The 17,763-nt window shown below is 42.0% G+C and carries 16 protein-coding genes, 1 pseudogene and 1 riboswitch; of the genes and pseudogenes, 4 read left to right on the forward strand and 13 right to left on the reverse strand.

All coding sequences use genetic code 11. The features are described 5' to 3' along the window. Positions 1-20 precede the first annotated feature (20 nt). Together kdpA and MHI53_RS14090 are read right to left on the reverse strand one after the other, a co-directional pair. On the reverse strand, positions 21-1,694 hold the full coding sequence (gene kdpA, locus MHI53_RS14085) for a potassium-transporting ATPase subunit KdpA (protein WP_340371575.1): 1,674 nt from the start codon (positions 1,692-1,694) through the stop codon (positions 21-23). Between the two features lie 268 nt (positions 1,695-1,962). Next, positions 1,963-2,346 (reverse strand): hypothetical protein, encoded by a 384-nt coding sequence (locus MHI53_RS14090; RefSeq protein WP_061140385.1) that lies wholly within the window; start codon positions 2,344-2,346, stop codon positions 1,963-1,965. Between the two features lie 392 nt (positions 2,347-2,738). Beyond that, a riboswitch (cyclic di-AMP (ydaO/yuaA leader) is annotated at positions 2,739-2,879 on the reverse strand. A gap of 280 nt (positions 2,880-3,159) precedes the next feature. On the opposite strand from MHI53_RS14090, the gene MHI53_RS14095 reads away from it, so the two are divergent. Next, positions 3,160-3,534, forward strand: a complete 375-nt coding sequence (locus tag MHI53_RS14095; RefSeq protein ID WP_061140384.1) for a DUF2294 domain-containing protein — start codon at positions 3,160-3,162, stop codon at positions 3,532-3,534. Positions 3,535-3,685: 151 nt separating this feature from the next. On the opposite strand, the gene MHI53_RS14100 is transcribed toward MHI53_RS14095, so the two are convergent. The 8 genes and pseudogenes from MHI53_RS14100 to MHI53_RS14135 form a co-directional block, all read right to left on the reverse strand. Continuing rightward, the gene (locus tag MHI53_RS14100; protein WP_340371576.1) at positions 3,686-6,043 is read right to left on the reverse strand and encodes a universal stress protein; all 2,358 of its coding nucleotides are present in this window, start codon (positions 6,041-6,043) and stop codon (positions 3,686-3,688) included. Between the two features lie 780 nt (positions 6,044-6,823). Next, positions 6,824-7,573: an ABC transporter permease gene (locus MHI53_RS14105; protein WP_061140383.1), complete on the reverse strand. Its 750-nt coding sequence runs from the start codon at positions 7,571-7,573 to the stop codon at positions 6,824-6,826. Continuing rightward, positions 7,574-8,335, reverse strand: coding sequence for an ATP-binding cassette domain-containing protein (locus MHI53_RS14110; RefSeq protein ID WP_340371577.1), 762 nt, complete (start codon positions 8,333-8,335; stop codon positions 7,574-7,576). Positions 8,336-8,529: 194 nt separating this feature from the next. Further along, complete coding sequence (locus MHI53_RS14115) at positions 8,530-8,883, reverse strand: DUF1048 domain-containing protein (RefSeq protein ID WP_061140381.1); 354 nt, start codon at positions 8,881-8,883, stop codon at positions 8,530-8,532. A gap of 68 nt (positions 8,884-8,951) precedes the next feature. Continuing rightward, positions 8,952-9,272, reverse strand: coding sequence for a PadR family transcriptional regulator (locus MHI53_RS14120; protein WP_061140380.1), 321 nt, complete (start codon positions 9,270-9,272; stop codon positions 8,952-8,954). Positions 9,273-9,918: 646 nt separating this feature from the next. Next, on the reverse strand, positions 9,919-10,380 hold the full coding sequence (locus MHI53_RS14125; RefSeq protein WP_340371578.1) for a GNAT family N-acetyltransferase: 462 nt from the start codon (positions 10,378-10,380) through the stop codon (positions 9,919-9,921). 18 nt (positions 10,381-10,398) lie between these two features. Beyond that, a pseudogene (locus MHI53_RS14130) lies at positions 10,399-10,944 on the reverse strand (TetR/AcrR family transcriptional regulator). A 472-nt stretch (positions 10,945-11,416) separates the two neighbouring features. Next, on the reverse strand, positions 11,417-11,626 hold the full coding sequence (locus tag MHI53_RS14135) for a GyrI-like domain-containing protein (RefSeq protein WP_340371579.1): 210 nt from the start codon (positions 11,624-11,626) through the stop codon (positions 11,417-11,419). A gap of 227 nt (positions 11,627-11,853) precedes the next feature. Here MHI53_RS14135 and MHI53_RS14140 point away from each other — a divergent pair, with 227 nt between their 5' ends. Continuing rightward, a complete protein-coding gene (locus MHI53_RS14140) occupies positions 11,854-13,347 on the forward strand; it encodes a DHA2 family efflux MFS transporter permease subunit (protein ID WP_340371580.1) in 1,494 nt (497 codons plus the stop codon). Between the two features lie 268 nt (positions 13,348-13,615). Here MHI53_RS14140 and MHI53_RS14145 read toward each other — a convergent pair whose 3' ends face one another. Beyond that, a complete protein-coding gene (locus MHI53_RS14145; RefSeq protein WP_340371581.1) occupies positions 13,616-14,197 on the reverse strand; it encodes a DUF2269 domain-containing protein in 582 nt (193 codons plus the stop codon). A gap of 163 nt (positions 14,198-14,360) precedes the next feature. Between MHI53_RS14145 and MHI53_RS14150 the strand changes: the two genes are divergently transcribed. Continuing rightward, positions 14,361-14,759, forward strand: a complete 399-nt coding sequence (locus tag MHI53_RS14150) for a DoxX family protein (protein WP_340371582.1) — start codon at positions 14,361-14,363, stop codon at positions 14,757-14,759. A gap of 104 nt (positions 14,760-14,863) precedes the next feature. Here the strand turns inward: MHI53_RS14150 and MHI53_RS14155 are convergent, their stop codons facing one another. Together MHI53_RS14155 and MHI53_RS14160 are read right to left on the reverse strand one after the other, a co-directional pair. Then, entirely contained in the window at positions 14,864-15,367 is a 504-nt protein-coding gene (locus MHI53_RS14155) for a DinB family protein (RefSeq protein WP_061140375.1), read from the reverse strand. Between the two features lie 71 nt (positions 15,368-15,438). Then, on the reverse strand, positions 15,439-16,617 hold the full coding sequence (locus MHI53_RS14160) for a styrene monooxygenase/indole monooxygenase family protein (protein WP_340371583.1): 1,179 nt from the start codon (positions 16,615-16,617) through the stop codon (positions 15,439-15,441). Positions 16,618-16,992: 375 nt separating this feature from the next. Between MHI53_RS14160 and MHI53_RS14165 the strand changes: the two genes are divergently transcribed. Next, a complete protein-coding gene (locus MHI53_RS14165) occupies positions 16,993-17,637 on the forward strand; it encodes a 2OG-Fe(II) oxygenase (RefSeq protein ID WP_340371584.1) in 645 nt (214 codons plus the stop codon). The last annotated feature ends 126 nt before the right edge of the window (positions 17,638-17,763 follow it).

A 17,763-nucleotide genomic window follows, 5' to 3' on the forward strand; every position in this document is an offset into this window, starting at 1 on the left:
AGAATACTCCTTTTCTTCGTTTATCTAATTGTAAGCCATTCGGCTACCGGTCCGAGTGCAATGACCGGGAAGAACGTCAATGCCCCTATAACCGAAACCGTTGCCAAGAGAATGACCAGGAAAGTGCCATTATCCGTCTTGAACGTTCCAATCGTCTCGGGAACTCGTTTCTTAGTAAGTAAAGATCCTGCGACAGCGATTAGTGCAATCATGGAAAAGTAGCGGCCAAACAGCATGACCATTCCGGTGGATATATTCCAAAATGGAGTGTTATCCCCTAAACCTTCAAAACCGGAGCCATTATTGGCGGCTGAGGAGGTAAACTCATAAACAACCTGCGAAATTCCATGAAAACCCTGATTAGAAATAACCGAAGTGCCCATTTGTGTAGCTAAAGCAATGGCTGACGGAACTAAGATGAATAATGGATGCAAAAGGATGGCAATGGCTATTAGTTTCATTTCCCTGCCTTCAATTTTCTTCCCTAAAAACTCCGGCGTACGTCCAACCATCAATCCAGCAATGAAAACTGCCATTATTGCGTACATAAGGATATTGACCGTACCTACTCCATCACCGCCGAACACACAGTTCAACATCATTTCTGCCAATGGCACTAATCCGCCAAGCGGAGTAAGCGTATCATGCATATTATTGACCGTACCTGTCGTAGCAGCTGTCGTTACGGCTGTGAAAAGGGCACTCTGAGCGATTCCAAACCGAACCTCCTTGCCCTCCATACTTCCATTCTCTTGAGATATTCCCATTTTTTCTAATGATGGATTTCCATTTTGTTCACTGAAATACGTAACACCTAAAAACACAAGGAACATTAATCCCATTGCCGTAAAAAGAAACCACCCTAGTTTTTTGTTTTTTGCCATATACCCAAACGTTAAGGGGAGTGCTACAGGTATCAGGAACATAGATAGAATCTCTAAGATATTGGTGAAACCATTAGGATTCTCATAGGGATGTGCCGAGTTGACACCAAAGAATCCACCGCCATTTGTCCCTAAATGTTTAATCGACTCCAATGCCGCTACAGGTCCGCGTGCAATATTCTGTGTCGCATCTTCCAATGTAGTGGCAACGGCTGTGGGATCAAGGGTTTGCGGCACCCCTTGGGATACTAGGACAAGCCCGATTAAAATAGATAACGGCAGAAGCATCCTGGTGATGGAACGAATTAAATCCACATAAAAATTCCCCATACTGCGCTGCCCGGTCAGACCTCTGAAAAAGGCCATACAGAGCGAAAGGCCGGTAGCCGGTGTCGTGAACATCAAAAATATGATGACGACCATTTGCGATAAATAAGAAAGTCCCGATTCCCCGCTGTAGTGCTGCAAATTAGTATTGGTAAGGAAACTTGCAGCAGTATTGAATGCCAATAACGGATCCATATTGGCTATATTACTTGGATTACCTGGTAATACGCCTTGAAAGCGAAGGATCAAGTACGAACTAATAAACATGACCATATTACTCAAAAGTAGGGCCTTAGCATATTGCTGCCAGTTCATATCACCCGTATGGATACCAGATAGTTTAAAAATGCCCCGTTCTATTCCCCCAAACATTCGATCTTGTTTTGTTGTTTCAAGGGAATAAACATTAACTAAGTATTTCGCCAGCGGTATGGCAATAATAATAACGAGTGCCAATACCAGACCGATTTGAAAATAATCCATTTGCATTTCCTCCGTTTTGTAGCGATTAATATTTTTCCGGATAAATTAAAGCATGAACCAAGTACAACGAAAGTGCTCCAACAATAATGAATAAAAGCATGCTACTACTCTCCTTTTTTTTCGATAACTTTGTTACAAAAATGGAGAAATCCAAAAAACAGCAAGAATGAAAAAGTTGTAAGTGACACCGAAAAAAGATCCATCATCATCTCTCCTTCCAAGCGATGAATATATTAAACAATTAAAATGGCTCACCCCCTTAAAGTTATTAGGTTCCGCTTGTTAGCAGCCAGTCATAGCTGTAACCGTCTGGTTTACTGACGATGACAAAATCGGCTCCCATTTTTTTATATAGACTGGAATTTCGATGATGATGAGTGACAACAAACAGCCTAAAATGTTTGAGCCCTGAAAAAATCCTCACAAGATTGATTCCATCAAGTAGACAATTTGGGAACAAATAAATACAGCTATACCGGTTTGATTTATCAACCATTAATCCATCACAATCCTCCAGTTCTCTTGTCGGCATCAACCATTCTTCATCATAATCTACAATTTCCAAGTTACTTGTATCCGTGTGGGTGGCTCCTATACTTCCCTTTACAGATTTGTATAAATCCCCTTTTCCAACAATCAGCACTTTTCTCATGCAATCCACCTCATTAGTACTTTTTGTGACCTAGTTTCAAGCTGCATACTATCTGGGGAAGTGTAGCCTGCCAGTTGAAAACATAAAAAATAGACCAATGCTTACTTTTCCCCCATATATGCAGCCATGCAGGAGCTATCCATATCCGCGCGCAAATCAAAAATGATTCACGCACCGGTTATTGGATACGCTGCATTAGCAAACAAATATAATTGGAGAAAAAGTACTCATTGGTCTACTTAACGCCCAGTCAGCATGTGCTTTCTTTGCGTTCTGTCTTCCATGATCCTTTTTCATATGAAAATAGGCAAATTAAAAAGACCTACTTTATCATTCATGTTGCTCATTGCCGTTTTCACAACAAAAAAGCCCCATGATTAAGGCGGTCTCATGACCTCCTTCGCTTTAGCCGACGAAGTTAGCTGACGGGTAGGATGGCGAAAGAGTCTCTCATCCTTTCTGCATAAGCAGAATTAACCCCAAAAAATTGGTTCCTCCGTTCCTGATCACTCAGGACTAAGCCGTGTTTCAATTGTTGGTGTTGAATATGTTGTTATTCTAAGCTCGTTACCTGCCACTTGTAAATTGGCATTTTGGGGCGAATAAGACCAGTTTGCCCACTTATTCTATAATATTCTCATTTTTCCTAATGTTTCCTTATGATAACACTAATTTTCTCGTTTAAAAAAACTTATTTTCTTTATAAATCTTACTATTTCAAGTTAAGAATCATTTTTTCGAATGTTATTGACAAGACTCAGGCCGGACATTATGATAAGTTGCATAAATTGGGAGAAAAGCAGGGGAGACAATATGGTGAATTCCAAAAAGAAACTAGAGGCAGAAATAAGTGCAGCCTTTATAACATTTCAGCGAGAGCTTATGGGCCGAGGTCCTCAAGAAGCGAAAACATACATTGTACAGGATATGGTCATTACCCGTTTTAAGGGAGTGCTGACTGTGGAAGAAAAACACCTTGTTTCCCAAGATACCGGGCGGAGGCTAGTCAAAGAAATGAGGCAGGTGTTAAGGGAAATGTACAGTAAGGATTTTGAGGAGATCGTGAATCGGCTGACGAATTGCAACGTTCTTTCCAGCCATAGTGATATCAGCACGAAAACGGAGGAAAGACTGGAAGTGTTCATTGTAGATAGAGACCTTGAAAAATTCTTAGAATCCAAGGCATAATTTTGACCCTTCCTCTTCCGCAACACCCCAAATTACCAATTCAAACAAACCCAGAATGATAATCAACTGGGTTTGTTGTTAATACTATGTGTATTCCCACACAGGTTACATCCCTCCCTAATTAAGGAATTCGATTTCCGTAATTGCATTATTAAGGTTCTTTAAGTTTTTCAACCATTTCTGGTTTATGATCGGCAACCACCAATACATCCAAATGGCGAACCGCACGAAGCAATTTTTGTACAACCGATCCTTTCATGATTTCTTCCAGCCTTTTTCGGGCAGATTGTCCGATTATAACCTGAGTCGCATTTTTTTCATATAATCGTTTAACCACCTCCCCAACTACTTTTCGTCGATGATGCGTTTCATACATGTTGAAATCCCCCCCAAGCCGTTCCGTCAATATTTTTAGTTTTTCCAATGTTTTTTCCTCCTCCTCTTTTAGAGGCGAATGATCCTTAACGTAAGCGACGAACCAGTGTGCTTTTAACCGATAGGCAATACGGAAGCCCCGCCGAATTAAACGTTCACTATCCGGACGCAAATTAACACAAACAAAAATAACCTCCTGCTTTCTCCAAGGTCCCCTTAAGGTCCGCTTTCTTTCCCATGACTCAAGCCTTTCGTCCACATCATCAGCTACCTCACGTAAAGCTAATTCACGCAGAGCTATCAAATTGCCCGTTTTGAAAAAATTGCTTAGAGCTTGATCAATTTTATCTTTAGCATAAATATTCCCTTCCAGCATTCGTTGCTGCAAGCCAATTGGTGACATGTCAATAAGTTCAATCTCTTTTGCGATATGCAGGATATGATCCGGTACTGTTTCACGAACGCGGACTCCAGTAATTTGTTCGACACTATCGTTTAAGCTTTCCAGATGTTGAATGTTCATAGTGGATATAACGGAAATGCCCGCTTTCAAAATTGTTTCGACATCCTGGTGACGTTTTTTATACATACTTCCAGGTACGTTTGTATGAGCCAATTCGTCAACAAGAACAACCTCAGGTTTCCTTTTTAAAATCGCGTCTGTATCCATTTCTTCCAGCACTACATTTTTATATTGTATTTTCCTTCTCGGAATTAGTTCTAATGTGCCGATTTGTTCAAACGTATCCTCTCTTCCATGCGTTTCAAGAAACCCAATTACAATATCTATCCCCTTCCTTTTTAGTTCGTTTGCCTCACGGAGCATCGTATAAGTTTTGCCAACACCTGGCGCAGCCCCGATATACACGTTCAATTGCCCCTGGCGGATCTTATCAATATGATCTATTACCTCTTCATTTGACAGGCGGCGATATGGATTCCGATTATGTTCATTCCACTTGGCCGGGATCACCCTTTCACCATTTTTCCCCGTTCGGTCAGCGACGATAAAAACATCAATATTTCGGCTTTTTTGAAGTATCTTATTAATGATCGATCCGTGAATGATTTCCTCCCAACGGCTTCGTTTCGATTGACCCATTACGATTCTTGTAACATTTTTCTCAGTTGCATAATCTACTATTTCCCCAGCTACATCCTCTCCTGCAAGGGGACGTTCTTCAAATTCCCCACCTATTTTATGTACCAGCTTTTTAATAGATCTCCTGAAGGTTCCCTCCTCCTTTGACAATTTCTTAATGGGAGAATAAAGACACACCACAAATAACTCCCCGCCCAGGCGTTTTGCCATTTGTTGCCCGCGCCGTATGAGAATGGATCCATTCCAATGGTATTGGACGGAAACAAGGACTCGCTCAGAAGCACCAGATGGCCCTATCAATCCTTGTTGTTCACGGTAATCATCTAATTCGTCATTAACCTCTCCGGCTAAAAAACGGAGGGAAAGCTCCCGTAATACGGCCAAATTGTCTCGTCTGAATAATTTCCCCCTTTTTCCTTTCGCTTCTTTTTTTTGTTCGATTAAGTCATCATGAAGGCGATTAAGAATTTGTTCCGGGGTAACGTCCAGAAGCTTCACCTCGTCTGCCATTGCAAGCGTATTATCTGGAACACACTGGTCCACTTGAACCCTCACTCCCAAAAGCTTTTCAGCTACCTCCTTCACACCCTCCAATTCATAGATGTTAATCGTTGTGATGACACTTATGTTGTAGCTCATTAACGTTAGCACATCATCTAATCTAGTCTTATTTGAGGCATCTGGACGGTTGCGATGGGCCAAGGCGTCCACAAGAACAACTTCAGCATTCCGTTCAATGATGGAATCAATATCCAAATCTTGTTTAAGGATCCCCCCCTCCATCCACTCAATGGGTGCAATTCTTTCTAACGCCCCTATTTGTTCAATGGTTCTGGGGCGATCGGATGCACTTACTGTCCCTACTACTACATCAATCGCCTTTCTCTTTAATGCATTTCCTTCCAATAGCATATGATAAGTCTTCCCAGATCCGGACACTGCCCCCAGAATGATTTTCAAGCGGCCACGGTGAACTTTATGAATGGATTGTAAAAATTCTTCTGGTGATTTTCTGCGAAACTTCTCTCCCATTTTTTTTCGCTCCTTTTCCTTCAAACTATGTGAAAAAAAAGCTTTACCACCTTTCATTCTCAGAACCTTCCAATACATCATTTCATTTTTTAGTGCAGAACACTACAATGTTGGTGCAGTATCCGCCATACAGGAATACCTCCAGAAGACCGCCCTGCACCTACAGGCCCTTTGTTACTTAAGAGCCCGACCGTTTCTATTTGCATCATTTTCGTTCACACGAATAAATGGTAAAAAAAAAAGACCTCGGTTCCTTTTATTCCATGTGAACACAAGTGCATCATTACTCTAACCCAAATAAGAAAATAGATTCATGAATGTTATCTCGTCTTACTAACAAAGCAAGGATAAAGTCCCATAGGTATACTAAGCGCCCAGCAAGCGAAATTGCTCCTTTCTCATTTACCAAGGTGAAAATTCAACTGACAGCTGGCACTATTTCCGTCTATTCTACGTTTACCAAGGCTAGTTGTAAATCCATGTATTGAAAAATTTGATTTTGCTGGATTCCCCTTTTTTTCATATGCATATAACCACTTCCATTCGTTGCACAAGCAAAAATAGAGAACCTGTTAGATTTATAGCCTTCTCGCAGAGAATTTAGGAAATTGCTATTATATCGAAAAAACCATGGATTACATTTTAGCGAAAATGTAATCCATGGATACTAATGTTAACAATGCAGTTTGGCCGCCATGAAAGCAGCCTTCCAGATGATAGCACGTGCATGTAACACAAATGCCATTGTTTTGTAAGTCGGATCGTTTCTTTATGGTTCACTTACCCTACCTGACGTTTAAACACTATACTGGCGAAGAAATAAGCGACGACCATGGTGCCGACGCACCAGGCAATCGCGATCCAGATTCCGTTACCAACAGATCCTTCATACAAAAGGGCACGTATCGAATTCACGATTGATGTCACGGGCTGGTTCTCAGCGAACGCACGGACAATTTTCGGCATGGTTTCGGTGGGGACAAAAGCCGAACTGATAAACGGGAGGAAAATCAGCGGGTACGAGTAGGCTGTAGCCCCTTCCATGGACCCCGCTGTCAGTCCGGGAATGATCGCCAGCCATGTCAGCGCCAATGTAAACAGCCCGAGTATCCCGGCTACCGCGAGCCAATCGAGAATTCCGGCGTTGGACCGGAAGCCCATCAAGAGTGCAACGAGGATGACCACCACGATGGTAAGCGCATTGGAAACAAGCGAGGTCAACACGTGTGCCCACAATATTGACGAGCGCTTTATGGGCATGGTAAGGAAACGCGCCATCAGCCCGCTCTTTACATCCGTAAACAGACGCACGGAAGTGTAAGCGACGCCTGAGGCGATGGCCATCAGCAAGATTCCCGGCAATAGATAATTGACATAGTTATCCGTGCCGGCCTTAATGGCGCCGCCAAATACATAGACAAATAGCAGCATCATCATGATCGGCGTAATTGCGACCGTGATGATCGTATCCGGGCTGCGCATGATGTTACGCATTAAACGCCCTAGCAATACCCCTGTTTTACGTTTCATTTACATCTCCTCCTTTTTGCCGATGATTGCGAGGAAAATTTCCTCCAATGTCGGCTGCTTCTCGATATACTCCACTTTCGCTGGCGGGAACATCTCTTTGAGTTCGGTAAGGGTGCCGATCGAGATGATTTTTCCGCCATGAAGGATGGCGATGCGATCGGCCAATTGTTCGGCTTCCTCCAGATATTGGGTCGTGAGTAAGATGGTCGTGCCGCCGCCAGCAAGCTCCTTGACAGTATCCCAGACTTCTATACGCGCTTCGGGGTCAAGCCCTGTCGTCGGTTCGTCGAGGAAAATGACTGCAGGCGTCCCGATCAGGCTCATGGCAATGTCAAGCCGGCGCTTCATCCCGCCGGAATATTTGTCCGTGCGGCGGTTGGCCGCATCAGTCAGGCTGAATCTTGCAAGCAAATCGTCGGCGACAAGGGCAGGATTGGAAATCCCCCGCAATTTGGCTATCATCATCAGGTTTTCCCGCCCTGTGAGCATACCGTCTAAAGCTGAGAACTGTCCTGTCAGGCTGATGCTTTGGCGAACATGATCCGGTTGACGCTGGACATCATGACCGCAAATATCTACTTCGCCGCCATCGCCCTTCAATAGTGTCGAGAGAATATTGACCGTCGTCGTCTTGCCCGCTCCATTTGAGCCCAGCAATGCGAAAATTTCGCCACGCTGCACCTCAAGGTCGACCCCCTTTAAGACTTCCTTGCCTTTAAAGGATTTTTTTAGCCCTTTTACAGAAATCACTGCATGTTCCATACTTTTTCCTCCTTATAATCAGCTCGGCAAGACCGCCAGCGATATCCGTAATCATCCGTAACGCGTCTTGCGGAGCTAGTTTGCCTATGTTCCTCTATTTAGTGTGACTGATAATCTGTATGACTTACTACTGATTGAAAATATAACTGAATAGCATAGGCAATACACATTCTCAATCAGCTATTCAGTCCATATCATTTATTAAATTTATTTTTTCCCAATCGATTAACGATAGTCGCATTTAAATCTTCACGATATTTGGCGACATAGGTTTTAGCGTTTGCCACTAGTTCGTCGGCAAAGGACGCCACGTCATCCCCTGTTATTTCCAAGACTTGCCTGCCTTCCGCTGCACCAGCTTCGAACAAATCGATTAATTCATACTGCATGCGAAGCATATCCATCCCGTTACCAGCTGAGAAATTCCACATGTAGGCTTGAATTTTCTTAAACACAAACTGGTAATCCTCCGGAAGGGCATCGACCCGCGCCATCATCACCTTGTATTCTCTTTTATCACCAATCATTTTTTTGAACATTTCCATCATGTTATTTTTCCTCCTATTTTATAAAGCTGAACAAAACACCTTAATATCGTACGGAATACTATATGAAGCTAAATTGACTTTAAGACGTTGATTTTTGAGGAAACAAAAGCCCATTTTTCCCAAAACAATTCAAGTTCCTCGCGGCCGGCATCATTAAGTGAATAAAACTTGCGGGGCGGTCCCATATCTGACGGTTTCTTTTCTATGTTCACCAGTTTTTTCTTTTCTAAGCGAACGAGGATGGTGTAGACCGTCCCTTCCACGACTTCAGTGAACCCAAGCTCGTTGAGGCGGCGGGTAATCTCGTAGCCATAAGTTTCGTGGCGGCTGATGATTTCGAGCACGCAGCCTTCCAGCGACCCCTTCAGCATTTCAGTTAAATTTTCCATGTTCAGAGCCTCCTCTACTTAGTCTGACTTATATTAAGTATAACTCAGTACCGAGGAAAATTTTTCACTGTATAGCTTTTCTAATGATATGCTATTCAGTAATGAGTATACATGTGCATGGTAAAATCGATTTATTTGCAGCCTAACGATTCAGTCGCGTTGGTATCTAGTGTGACTTACTACATGTATATCGTATCACTCAGTAGATGCACTGTCAACACGATACTCTGATTATTTTTTTACGGGCTATCTCCATTGTATACAGCTTTTTTGGGGGACCTTTTACTTCCTCTTTTGTTTTTTCCATGATTACATCGCCATTCATTACCACATAGCAGCTGTAAATATAGGTTTCCAGGTCGCTGATGTGAGGTCTTCACGTACTCGAATGACCAATTCCTTCCGAAAAAAATTTTACACGAATATCGGTTTTTGTACTATCCTGTCCTCGATAGCTGTTTAAAAGGCAACGCATCCGTTAGCTCAAGCAGAAGAGCCTCCTTCATTTATTAAGAAGGTTCCCCCCATACATACCATGCATTCTAATGTTTTAATGTTTCAGTCACTATCGGAAAAGTTTTTTGGTTGTTTTATTTATCATAGCTACGTTGAATCCTTTCTATACACCCAATGCTTGACAATATCGTCACAACTGTTTATGCACAAATTCCCTGTATTTTGTAAAATCTTGGTTTTGATAAAACTGCTTTGCCACACTGTTCCCTGACCAATAATCCAATTCCAATACATCTATTCCCTTCTCGATGGCAATTTCTTCTATCCGTTTCATAAGGCTTGACCCATATCCCTTATTCCTTTGCGTATCGACTATGCTGATTTGATGTACATAAACGGACTTATAAGCTTTTTTAAATGGATTTTCGGGATATTCCCTTGTCTCTATCCATGCATAGCCTACCGCTTCGCCATCATCTTCCACCAGCAGGAAAATGAAACGTTCGTTTTGAAAGAGGCTTTTGAAACCAGCCTTCACATTCTCATGATTATATTCCTTAAAATGGGCAGGATATAAATTCGAGTGTAAACCGTGCACATATTCATTTAATTTAGCCACCAATTGGAAGTCCTTCGTTTGACTTATTTTCATAACAATCCCCTCACCTATTTATATATTTCTTTTGAGTAACTCGCCTACTTGCTTGGCCACAGATTCCATATCACCATCAATTTCTTCCAACACATAAGATTCCATTACACCCATGACAGCTGTTCCTAAATATTTCAAACGATATTTTTATTGATATTCTGGTTCAAAGCTGCATTTGCATTAAGCTTTTTATCCACCTCACCCATGATGAATGACAATATTTTTTTTCGAAATGATAAGGGGCCATTACTTCTGAAAATGGAGGCAAAAAAAAGATTTATGATCCTGAAAATACTCGAACCAGATAATCGTACCTTCTATGAATCCTTTGCTTTGTTTTTGATCACATATTACTCTCAACCGTTTTAAATGGACATCCACAATCTTATTCAATAGATCAAACTTATCCATGTAATGCAAGTAAAATGTTTTTCTGCCAATGTTAGCTTTTTCCGTAATATTCTTCACGGTAATATCGTCAAATCCTTCATTTATCAGCATTTCCAGAAATGCCGATTGAATGGCTGCTTGTGACTTGACTATTCGTCTATCTATTTTATTCATACAGAAGGCTCCTTTTTGTACTTATACATACTCAAGAAATATGATTTAATACGCTGTTTTACTAGTGCGCATTTACTAGGTTCGATAACTATTTTTTCATGAATACACACAAGTGCATTAAAACTCTTATGCGTATATGAAATCAGTGAAAGGCTTTGATGCTTTTCATGTAGCCGAAGAGCTGTTAACGCGCACCTTTACCTATACTCATAGGCAGTGTAACGGGCGGGTTCGGTTCGTATTCAGATGGTCATGGGCTCTATAATCGGGCAGCTTCAGAAAAAAGGATTAGTCCATTGTCGAAGACGGAAGTCATTATGATTTATCCACAACCAGAACCTGCTCATCAAGATGTTGAAAAAGTGGAAGCTTTCTATAAAAAGCACCTGTAATCTTCTCCCGTCCAATAACGGCACCCCCGATCCGCTAGACGAAAATCTAAAGATCGGGGTCACTTCAGAGCAAGGCCCCTTTAGCCTCGCTCGATGATTGGAACATATATACTGGCTTGAACCTGTCCATAATCGGCTTGTGGCTGTTTCGTCTTATATCGTTCAAGCTCTGGTCCTCCAGAGTGTTCATAACCCGAAAAAGGAAACCATTGTTCAAATATGATTTCCAGGTTTGTTGAATGGCGTCTTGAAGCTGCGCCCCATCGACCTCTGGAGTCGTAAGTTAACAAAGCCCCCAGTTGCTTTTGATTCTATCGGACATATCACTGGTTTTAGAAAAAAACATTGCTTAAAGTCGTGGATTTAGCTTAATATCTTAAGATGATGTATATTGGTGGAAACAAGTTGGTTTTCATTTTGAAAGAGAGGAACATGAACTCAGTATAGTGATGTGTTTCCATACCTACAAAAACATAGCAGTTATGTTTCAACTTATCCAAAAGGACGTGCTCTAAGAATGAATCAAGACAAAAAAACCTTTACTAAAATTCGAACAGGCCCCATGTTTGCGGTGATGCTTGCTGGTGCTCTAGTCGCTTTCTTGAATCAGACTTTGATCAATATCGCGTTGCCTCAATTGATGAATCATTTTCAAATATCAGCCGCAACCGCCAATTGGCTTACAACCATCTTCTTGTTGGTGAATGGGATTGTCATCCCGATTACGGCTTTCTTAATGGAACGATTCAATACGAGACAATTATATCTTGCTTCGATGGGACTGTTTGCGCTAGGCACTTTATTATGCGGAATTGCCCCTACCTTCTCCGTCTTACTGATCGGACGTGTCGTTCAAGCTGCAGGCGCAGGTATATTATTCCCCTTGATTACAAACGTTATTTTCACTTTATTTCCCCCTAATAAACGCGGCTTTGCGATGGGCATATTTGGAATAGCGATGAATTTCGCCCCAGCCATAGGGCCTACGTTATCTGGATGGATTGTACAAAATTATTCCTGGCGCGTTCTGTTTTTCATCATTTTCCCATTCGCTCTCCTTGACTTTATCTTTGCCCTTTTCATCATTAAAAAAGTGGGTGAAACTAGCAGGCCAAAACTCGATAAGATTGGCGTGATTTTATCGACTCTCGGATTCGGCGGGGTTTTATACGGATTTGCAACAGGGGGTACCAAGGGTTGGGGCAGTTTCGAAGTCCTGACTATGTTCCTTGTTGGAGGGATGAGTTTAGGTTTATTTGTCTGGAGGCAATTCACTGTAACGCATCCTATCTTGGAATTCAGGATATTTCGTTACCGGATGTTCACATTAACGACAATCATCAACGTTATCGCGACCATGGGAATGTTTTCCGGTATGATCATCATGCCGATCTATATGCAGAATATCCGTGGCTTCACTCCCCTGGAATCTGGCCTCATGCTGTTGCCCGGCGGCATTTTAATGGGAATCATGTCCCCTATCACAGGGAAGTTGTTTGATCGGTTTGGCGCGAGATGGCTGGCGGTAAGCGGGCTTGCCATTACCATCATCACCACCTTCCTTTTAACCCGTCTTGAAACGGATACATCCTTTTCATATGTGGTGGCGGTATATACGATAAGAATGCTCGGCATGTCGTTATTGATGATGCCCATCTTCACAGCCGGATTGAATGAATTGGCACTTAGCCTGAATAAATATGGAACAGCCATGGTCAATACATTGAGGATGGTTGCAGGTGCTGTTGGCATGGCTTTCTTTGTATCCATCATGACCAATCAGGGAACGAAACATGTACAAGGGATCTTAACTCAACAACACATCTCACCAGAAAATAAACGCCAAATGGCCATGGCCATCAAACAAGGAAACGTAATGGGAGTAAATGACGCATTCATGATCGCAACATGGTTAACAATAGTTGCTTTCATACTCGCCTTTTACATACGGCGAACTTCACCGCAGGAAGATACCATCACGAATCTTCTCTCAAAAAAACATGCAACTTGAATCAATGAGGTTTTAAAATTTTCGGTTTAAAAGGAAGGGGCACTTTTATCAGGTGTCCACTCTTTAATGGGCTCTAAGTCCTTGTACGAAAAAGAAATAAACGAAACGTGGGTACACCTGTCTTGTTCCCAAAGGAAAAAACCTGCCTGGTCCGGAAACCAGGCAGGTTTTTCTGTTGTTCACCAGTGGGCCTATTTTAGAGATTGATTTATTGGAGAAGGTTCGTTCTTTTTTCCCTGTCCAGGATATATCCTATGGGTCCACCGCTTTATTTCTTTCTTTTTCCCCACGGTTTCAGATAAGAAATCACGACTAAAAAAGTTAAAATCGTTAAGCTGATCCCCATACCTAAAAACAAGACTTGCCGACTCTGAAAATAAAGGGGGTTTTGTGAGGGCTCCACATCACTGGAAAGAATTTTTGGGAATAGATTATGTACGACATTACCAGTGATCGTTGACCCTAATAAAATCGCCAAGATGTTACCGATCCACTTGGCCATGATCCAATAATAGGCTGTAAGTCCTCCCCAATTGGTACGTAGTGCGATCCAAACTCCTGTAACGAAGGAGCCCATCGCGCCTGGAATCGTTAAATAATCGTCAAAATAACTGATGAATTTAAGTCCCGCATGAATGGACCCTTTTTCTGAAAAGGAAGCCATTGAAAATAGAACGACTAATTGACCCGCAATGCCACAGAAATACACAATAACAAAAAGGATATGTGCAATGACCCACCATTGTTTTTGCTTGTGGCGCATTTTTCTTGGTATTTTTTTAGCGATGAATACCATTGTCAATATCAACATCAATAGTATCACTGCTACCCTTATGATAAACGCGATCACATGCCAGCCTCCCAACATTTTTAAATTAATGTCCCTTGAAGCTTTATCCTCAGCTTATTTTGATTAAAGTCTTCCTGGAACTCCAAGCTTCAATATAAAGTGTGGATTAAAAAAACGGAAAGGGAATATGATTAAATATCAAACAAGGGGAGGAAAGTAGTAAATGAAAAAAACAAATAGCCTATACTGGGTTTTCACCGGGCTGCTCGTGGCCTTAATGGGCATTGGTTCCATTCCCGATATCTTGTCTGCTCCTGATGCAGTCGCGTTATTTAAGCATTTGGGTTATCCTGCCTACCTCCTGCCGTTTCTTGGAATCGCAAAACTATTAGGTATTGTGGCAATCCTTGTTCCAGGCTTTCCTCGAATCAAGGAATGGGCTTATGCCGGAATGACATTCGATTTGACGGGTGCCATGTACTCAACCATCGTTGTCGGCGATCCCGTAAGTAGTTGGCTTTTTTTCGTCATCGGATTTATTTTGATAGCTGGGTCTTATATTTATCATCACAAAAGAAGCAAAGCCGCTTCAGTGCTTACTACCGATAGCATCACGACCTGACGACACTTTAGCCAAAAAAAAAGCGGCGTGAACGGTGCTTTTTCTTTGGCTATTTCCTTCAATCCTACTTCTGATCGGTGATTTAATAAAAAACTTTCATGGCATTAAAGTGGTGGATTTTCCACGCCTAGATGGATCCAATCTTCCTTTGGCGGTCCATAAACTCCAGGAGGTTTTATTCCTGCTTGGCGCATTAGTACCGTCATTTGCCCGCGATGATGGATGATATGCTTGATTAACCCCATTAAAATCTCAGCATTCGATTCCTGTCTTCCGAACGCTGTTTGCATTTGTTCGAGTGATTCATCTGTCCAATCCTGTTCAATGACTTGGGCTGCATGGGAGCTTATCTCCTTAAATGCCGCAGCAATTTCTTTGGCTGAAGCAGGAACGCATTCTCCATCCTCTTTCCTGTCGATCTTGAATCCAAAATGAGTTAGATAATCCGGGATATTCGTTGTTACGTGCCACGCAATTCTTCCTAAAGTACGGCCTTCAGGATACACTTGTTGTTTTAAGGCGTCATCTGTCAGGCTATCCATTACATGTTGAGTCAGAATGGCTTCTTTATTCCACTCTCTGCTAAAATCCTTTATTGAACGATACATAGTATTCCTCCCTTTCAAAGATATGGGATCGCTTGGCCTACATTATAAAACATACGTTCCTGCACTTCAAACTAAACGTTCAGTCTTGAAAAAAACGCTTCAAAGGCTTTAGTCGGATCCGCGAACCATTGAGCAACTTCATTTGCTTTGACCTGGTCCTGTGAACCCTGCAGCAGCAATTGAACTACATGCTCAGGCAATGGCTCAGTCATGGCATTTGTCCATGCCGTTACTTCTTTTACAAATGGTTTCGTACGTTTCCAATAAGACTCGCCCAATTCCCTGTCCCACTTGGAATGTTTCCATTCAATGAGGGTTTCATACAATTGCTCCGCACAAAAAGAAGAGAGATTACAGCCTTGACCCGTAATCGGATCGTTTAAAAACACGCTGTCCCCGCAGCCAACAACCAGCTTATCATGAACCATGAGATATGGCTTTCGTATAACGGGCGTTACCGCTGTTAGAAGAAAGCCATTTCTGTCACATAACTTAAATTTTTCCGGATCAAGGCGCTCATAAACGTCAGGAAAGAACTGTTGGACTGCCCCGCTCATTGCATGAGTGAATTCCGAGGCATTCTTCACCCCTTTACATACATCCAGCTCAGTGTTCGGAATTGCCATGATGAATAAAATCGTTACAGGGCCCTGTTCGGTTATTGCAGGAATTTCAAACATTTCACCCACTCCAGGAAGAACCGTTACTCCTATCCCCGGAGGGTCATTTGCTTTTATGCCTGTGAAATAGCCTACAATGCATTTTCGCTGCGGAGCTAGAAAAGGAGACAGCTCCGATTCAATTGGAAACGGAAATAGAGGTCCATTTTTCCCGGTACAATCAATGATTAAATCAAACCCTTCAACCAACGCTTCGACATTTTCCTTGTCCACCTTTTCCAGACGGAAGGAAACCCCTTTTTTTGCAAGGTCTTTCATTGAACGAGCGTAATGCAAGCGTTGATCAATAGATAATGCCGGTTTCTGCAACATCCCGGCAAATAGTTTTTGATTTCCGATTGTAATATGGATGCTTTCGATCTCTGATTGTTCTCCCCAGTTCGGCATATTGAAGCGTCCTTCGCGTATCCTTGTCGATCCAAAATGAACCTGTGTGGACATGATGCGTCCTTCTTTGATTTCCTCTGGTGTACGGCGTTCAATGACGGTGATATCAAATTCGTCCTTTAGTGCATAAGCCAGGTGCAGCCCGGCAATCCCACTGCCAATGATGCAGATGCTCTTTTTCAACGCTACCACTTCCTTATCCGGCGCTATTTTTTTATCAACCATGTGCTTTTGTGAATGCTGCCTTTGGGGGAGGATTTAAACAGGTTTATGGACTTTCCTTGGCTAACATTTCCAGCTCACCATTTATTTTATTGGAGGCTGTTTTTCATGTAAATGGTACTTTAGTGACAATGAACGAGATATAACAGGCTGCCTATGTAACGTATCCATCCATTGATCGGTAATACTGGGGCTTCCTTGAGACGAAGGTGCCCAATTCCTGAATAGGCAAAAAGGTTTATGACAGGCAATTTATGCTATAATTAGCTAGATTAAAAAAATTACAGAAAAAATATATTATTCTGTTAATTATACCTTTTGAGGAGTCGATGAAAGTTGACAATTGATACCAGTAAAGAACAGACCATCTTTAACCACATTGGAAATAAAATCAAAACAGAAGATAGAGTAATCAATATCATTGCTAGAATGGAAGAACCGTTAATTCTAATATTGGGAAATGTTTTGAGCGACGGGGAATGTGACGAACTGATCCGGCTGTCAAAAGACAAATTGCATCGTTCCAAAATTGGAAATGCTCGCGAAGTAAATGAGATGAGGACAAGCAGCAGCATGTTTTTTCAAGAAAATGAAAATGACACCATCGCCAAGATTGAAAAAAGAATATCGACCATCATGAATATCCCTCGTGAACATGGGGATGGCATTCAAATCCTTAAATATACTCCTGGTCAAGAATATAAAGCTCACTTTGATTTTTTCACAAGTAAAGAGACTAAGAATAATCGAATCAGCACACTTGTCATGTATTTAAATGATGTGGAGCATGGGGGAGAAACATTTTTCCCTAAACTGAATTTGTCCATATCACCGCATAAGGGAATGGCGGTCTATTTCGAGTATTTCTATAATGACCATGAATTGAACGAACGGACGTTACACGGCGGCGCACCGGTTATCGCCGATGAAAAATGGGTGGCGACTCAATGGATGAGAAAACAAAAAAAAATAACGTTTTGATCGATTGCCATTTTAAAGGCGATACGAACCCATCCCTCATCATATAACCGTTTTGCACGCCTGCTGAGATTGAAAAGGACCCAAGGGGTCCTTTTTTACTGCCTTTCGCTTTGAAAAATCTCCCGA

Origin of the sequence: Peribacillus sp. FSL E2-0218 (genome assembly GCF_037992945.1) — a bacterium.
Lineage (GTDB): Bacteria > Bacillota > Bacilli > Bacillales > DSM-1321 > Peribacillus > Peribacillus simplex_B.